Annotated in this window: 1 rRNA gene; it reads right to left on the bottom strand. The window is 50.5% G+C overall.

Annotation, left to right across the window (positions count from 1 at the left end):
* Positions 1-49 precede the first annotated feature (49 nt).
* A 23S ribosomal RNA gene (locus BM390_RS15025) occupies positions 50-2965 on the bottom strand.
* Positions 2966-3072: the final 107 nt, after the last annotated feature.

The raw sequence follows: 3072 nt of genomic DNA, 5'->3' as shown, positions 1-3072 counted from the left end.
GTTATACCCTGAAAACTAGATAAGAAGTAAACAATCATCAAACAAAAATTTAGTTAAGTCCTCGATCGATTAGTATTCGTCAGCTACACATGTCACCATGCTTCCACCTCGAACCTATCTACCTCATCGTCTCTGAGGGATCTTACTCTTTACAGATGGGAAGTCTCATCTTGAGGGGGGCTTCATGCTTAGATGCTTTCAGCACTTATCCCTTCCACACGTAGCTACCCAGCTATGCTCCTGGCGGAACAACTGGTGCACCAGCGGTATGTCCATCCCGGTCCTCTCGTACTAAGGACAGCTCCTCTCAAACTTCCAACGCCCACGACGGATAGGGACCGAACTGTCTCACGACGTTCTGAACCCAGCTCGCGTACCGCTTTAATGGGCGAACAGCCCAACCCTTGGGACCGACTACAGCCCCAGGATGCGATGAGCCGACATCGAGGTGCCAAACCTCCCCGTCGATGTGGACTCTTGGGGGAGATAAGCCTGTTATCCCCGGGGTAGCTTTTATCCGTTGAGCGACGGCCCTTCCATTCGGTACCGCCGGATCACTAAGCCCGACTTTCGTCCCTGCTCGACTTGTAGGTCTCGCAGTCAAGCTCCCTTCTGCCTTTGCACTCTACGAATGATTTCCAACCATTCTGAGGGAACCTTTGGGCGCCTCCGTTACTCTTTGGGAGGCGACCGCCCCAGTCAAACTGCCCGCCTGACACTGTCTCCGAACCGGATCACGGTCCTGGGTTAGAAGATCAACACAATCAGGGTGGTATCCCACCAGCGCCTCCACGTAAGCTAGCGCTCACGCTTCTAAGGCTCCCACCTATCCTGTACAAATTGTGCCAATATTCAATATCAGGCTACAGTAAAGCTCCACGGGGTCTTTCCGTCCTGTCGCGGGTAATGCGCATTTTCACGCATAGTTTAATTTCACCGGGTCTCTCGTTGAGACAGTGCCCAAGTCGTTGCACCTTTCGTGCGGGTCGGAACTTACCCGACAAGGAATTTCGCTACCTTAGGACCGTTATAGTTACGGCCGCCGTTTACTGGGGCTTCGGTTCAATGCTTCGCTATAAAGCTAACATGTCCCCTTAACCTTCCAGCACCGGGCAGGTGTCAGCCCCTATACTTCGCCTTGCGGCTTCGCAGAGACCTGTGTTTTTGCTAAACAGTCGCTTGGGCCCTTTCACTGCGGCTTCTCAGAATGAGAAGCACCCCTTCTCCCGAAGTTACGGGGTCATTTTGCCGAGTTCCTTAACGAGAGTTCTCCCGCTCACCTTAGAATTCTCATCTCGCCTACCTGTGTCGGTTTGCGGTACAGGCACCACTTTTCTCACTAGAGGCTTTTCTTGGCAGTGTGAAGTCGGGAACTTCGATACTATTTTCTCTCCCCATCACAACCTGTGATTGCCAGACGGATTTGCCTATCTGACTCACTCATTGCTTGGACGCACTCTTCCATCCGTGCGCTTTCCCTATCCTACTGCGTTCCCCCATCGCTCAAACAAAAAGGAGGTGGTACAGGAATATCAACCTGTTGTCCATCGTCTACGCCTTTCGGCCTCGACTTAGGTCCTGACTAACCCTGAGAGGACGAGCCTTCCTCAGGAAACCTTAGGCATTCGGTGAAGAAGATTCTCACTTCTTTTTCGCTACTCATACCGGCATTCTCACTTCTAAGCGCTCCACCAGTCCTCACGGTCTGACTTTACAGCACTTAGAACGCTCTCCTACCATTGATCAAAGATCAATCCGTAGCTTCGGTGATACGTTTAGCCCCGGTACATTTTCGGCGCAGCGTCACTCGACCAGTGAGCTATTACGCACTCTTTAAATGATGGCTGCTTCTAAGCCAACATCCTGGTTGTCTGTGCAACGCCACATCCTTTTCCACTTAACGTATACTTTGGGACCTTAGCTGACGGTCTGGGTTGTTTCCCTCTCGACTATGAACCTTATCACCCACAGTCTGACTCCCAAGGTAATATCATTGGCATTCGGAGTTTGACTGAATTCGGTAACCCGGTAGGGGCCCCTAGTCCAATCAGTGCTCTACCTCCAAGATACATGCCTTGAGGCTAGTCCTAAAACTATTTCGGAGAGAACCAGCTATCTCCGTGTTCGATTGGCATTTCACCCCTACCCACACCTCATCCCCGCATTTTTCAACATACGTGGGTTCGGGCCTCCAGTCAGTGTTACCTGACCTTCACCCTGGACATGGGTAGATCACACGGTTTCGGGTCTACGACCACCTACTACATACGCCCTATTCAGACTCGCTTTCGCTGCGGCTCCGCCTTTTCTGGCTTAACCTTGCAGGGGATCGTAACTCGCCGGTCCATTCTACAAAAGGTACGCCGTCACCCATTAACGGGCTCCGACTAATTGTAAGCGCACGGTTTCAGGATCTCTTTCACTCCCCTTCCGGGGTGCTTTTCACCTTTCCCTCACGGTACTGGTTCACTATCGGTCACTAGGGAGTATTTAGCCTTGGGAGATGGTCCTCCCGGATTCCGACGGAATTTCACGTGTTCCGCCGTACTCAGGATCCACATCGGAGGGTAGTATTTTTCCATTACAGGGCTGTTACCTTCTATGGCGGACCTTTCCAGGTCGCTTCGTGTAAATACTACTTTTGTAACTCCATATGATGTGTCCTACAACCCCAAGAAGCAAGCTTCTTGGTTTGGGCTGATTCCGTTTCGCTCGCCGCTACTCAGGAAATCGCATTTGCTTTCTCTTCCTCTGGGTACTTAGATGTTTCAGTTCCCCAGGTCTGCCTTCATTAACCTATGGATTCAGTTAATGATCTCACGTCATTACACGTGATGGGTTCCCCCATTCGGAAATTTCCGGATCAAAGCTTACGTACAGCTCCCCGAAACATATCGGTGTTCGTCCCGTCCTTCATCGGCTCCTAGTGCCAAGGCATCCACCGTGCGCCCTTTCTTACTTAACTAATATGAGTAAACTCTTTATTACTACAGTAAAAAGACGTTTGGTCTTTATTTCTTACAAAGTTTGATGTCTTGTCATACTTCTTTATCTAGTTTTCAAGGTACAATG

It is taken from the genome of Halolactibacillus miurensis, from assembly GCF_900116255.1.
Classification (GTDB): Bacteria; Bacillota; Bacilli; order Bacillales; family Amphibacillaceae; genus Halolactibacillus; species Halolactibacillus miurensis.
Note: the sequence above shows the minus strand (reverse complement) of the source record. Positions and strands in the feature narration are given on the sequence as shown.